This window comes from bacterium (genome assembly GCA_035703895.1).
Classification (GTDB): Bacteria; Sysuimicrobiota; Sysuimicrobiia; order Sysuimicrobiales; family Segetimicrobiaceae; genus Segetimicrobium.
The window spans coordinates 1-2,212 of the sequence record DASSXJ010000170.1 but is presented as its reverse complement, the minus strand read 5'-3'; the positions used below and the strand labels follow the sequence as shown (position 1 = coordinate 2,212).

Genomic DNA, 2,212 nt, shown 5'->3' with positions numbered 1-2,212 from the left:
GGAGCGTTCGGGCCTTGATCATGAACGTCGAGAAGTCCTCCGACTCGTTCGGGAACGGCGTCGGGTCGCTGAGCATGACCTTGCCTCCCGACTTCTGGATCGCCGTAGAGAACGTCCGGTTCATGTCCTGGCCGTACGCGTAGTTGGGGTAGAGGATGTACCACTTTTTCCCGATGCGCTTCGTGACTTCGACGCCGGTCCCATTCGCCAGCATGTAGGTATCGTATGCCCAGTGGAACGTGTACTTGTTGCAGTTCGCGTTCGTCAGGGCCGTTGTCGCCGCACCGACCGCGAGAAACACCCGCTTCTTCTGCGCCGCGACGTTGGCGATCGCGATGCCGACCGATGACGTCGGCACATCGATGATCACGTTTGCGTTGTTGCGATCGTAGAACTCCGCGGCCTTCGCCGCACCGAGGTCGGGTTTGTTCTGGTGGTCCGCCGAGATGGTCTCGATCGGGCCGCCCACTGCGTTTGGCCCGTACTTCTTCACAAAGTCCTCGGCGGCCATCCTGACCGCCTCGACCCCGTTCTTGCCGCCGATGTCGGCGTAGACACCCGACTGGTCGTTGATGACTCCCAGGACCACTTTGTTGTGCATTAGCTTGACCGTCCCCTGGCCGGCCGCCGGCCCCCACAGCCCGAGGACGATCACTGACGAGCAGATCAACGCTCCCCATCGCTTCATCCCTTCACCTCCGCTTGGACCAGATGCCCCGTGCACGTGCGTGTGTCGTTGTTTTACACGCCAAGGTATTCCAGCAGTTCCCGTTCCTGCTGTACCACCTCCTGGTTGGAAAGACTCCGGACCGTTCGCCCGTTGACGATCAGATGGTGCGTATCGGCCACCGTCGTGGCAAAACGTAAGTTTTGCTCCACCAGAAGTACGGTCAGCCCGTGCGATTTGATCTCCCGCAGAATCTCGCCCACCCGGCGGACGAGCAGTGGAGCCAGCCCCTCGGTGGGCTCGTCCAGCAGCAGGATCCTGGCGCCCATTCGGAGCACCCGGGCGATCGACAGCATCTGCTGCTCACCCCCGGATAGTTTAGTGCCGGGGTATGCGGCTCGTTCCCTCAGGACCGGGAACACGGAGAAGACCTTGTCAAGGCTCCAGGAGTCCTCGGAGACGACGGGCGGGAGCAGCAGGTTCTCCAGGACGGACAGCGAGCTGTAGATGCCTCGGTCGTCTTGGACCCACCCGATCCCCAGCCGAGCGATCTGCTGGGCCGGCAGATGACCGATGTCTCGCCCATCGAGCAAGATGCGTCCCCGTTTCTCACGGTGGATCCCCATGAGACACTTGAGAGTGGTGGTCTTCCCCATGCCGTTCCGGCCGACCAGTGTGACCACCTGGCCGGTGTCCACCTCTAGGTGCACGCCGTGCAGGACCTGGCTCTCCCCGTACCACGCCTGCAGGTCCTCCACCTTGAGCATCTACGCCGCGCCCCCAAGGTAGGCGTCGATCACATCCCGGTTCGTCCGGAGTTCGGCGTACGTGCCCTCGGCCAGGATCCGGCCCCGCTGCAGAACGGTGATGTGTTGAGAAAGCGCCGCGACGACGCCCATGTTGTGCTCGACCAGCACCACCGTGCGGCCACTCGCGATGCGGCGGATCGATTCAACGACACGGGTGACATCTTCCAGGCTCAGCCCGGCGGTCGGTTCGTCCAAAAGAAGCAGCTTCGGGCGCAACGCCAGGGTCAGGCCGATCTCGAGGGCCCGCTTTTGGCCGTAGGGGAGCATGATGGCGCGGCGCTGCGCGCGATCGCCGAGGCCCACGGACGTCAGAATCTGCGCCGCCTCCTCGGTGAACTGATCTAGAACCCGATCGGACTCCCAGAAGGCGTAGCCGAGAGCGGTTCGAGCCTGCAGGGCCAGGCGCACGTTGTCTAGGAGCGTGAGATGCGGGAACACGCTCGTGATTTGGAACGACCGGGCGATGCCGAGGCGGGCGATCTGGTGGGGGGGGTGTCCCGTAATATCCATGTCCCCAAACATGATACGCCCGCGGGTAGGGGGAAGGAGGCCGCTGAGGAGGTTGAAGAGCGTGGTTTTACCGGCACCGTTGGGGCCGATCACCGCGTGAATCGTCCCCTGCTCGACCCGCAGATCGACGCCGTCTAGGGCGCGGAACCCCCGGAAATCCATCGTCAGGCCCTGCGTTTCGAGGATCACAACCCCCCCGGCATGGTTGGACCTTCGTTCCGTGCCC

Annotated in this window: 3 protein-coding genes; all 3 read right to left on the bottom strand. The window is 63.5% G+C overall.

The features are described 5' to 3' along the window. On the bottom strand, positions 1-688 hold a 688-nt coding region (locus VFP86_12105), incomplete at its 3' end, for an ABC transporter substrate-binding protein (protein ID HET9000380.1). 53 nt (positions 689-741) lie between these two features. After that, entirely contained in the window at positions 742-1,434 is a 693-nt protein-coding gene (locus tag VFP86_12100) for an ABC transporter ATP-binding protein (GenBank protein HET9000379.1), read from the bottom strand. Then, positions 1,435-2,148 carry an ABC transporter ATP-binding protein gene (locus VFP86_12095; GenBank protein HET9000378.1) on the bottom strand — a complete coding sequence of 238 codons (714 nt, stop codon included), beginning with the start codon at positions 2,146-2,148 and terminating at the stop codon, positions 1,435-1,437. Between the last annotated feature and the right edge of the window lie 64 nt (positions 2,149-2,212).

Bases quoted from the DNA above. Each gene is read 5' to 3' on its own strand.
- VFP86_12095 (HET9000378.1), bottom strand. From the start codon at position 2,148: ATGGATTTCCGGGGGTTCCGCGCCCTAGACGGCGTCGATCTGCGGGTC.
- VFP86_12100 (HET9000379.1), bottom strand. From the start codon at position 1,434: ATGCTCAAGGTGGAGGACCTGCAGGCGTGGTACGGGGAGAGCCAGGTC.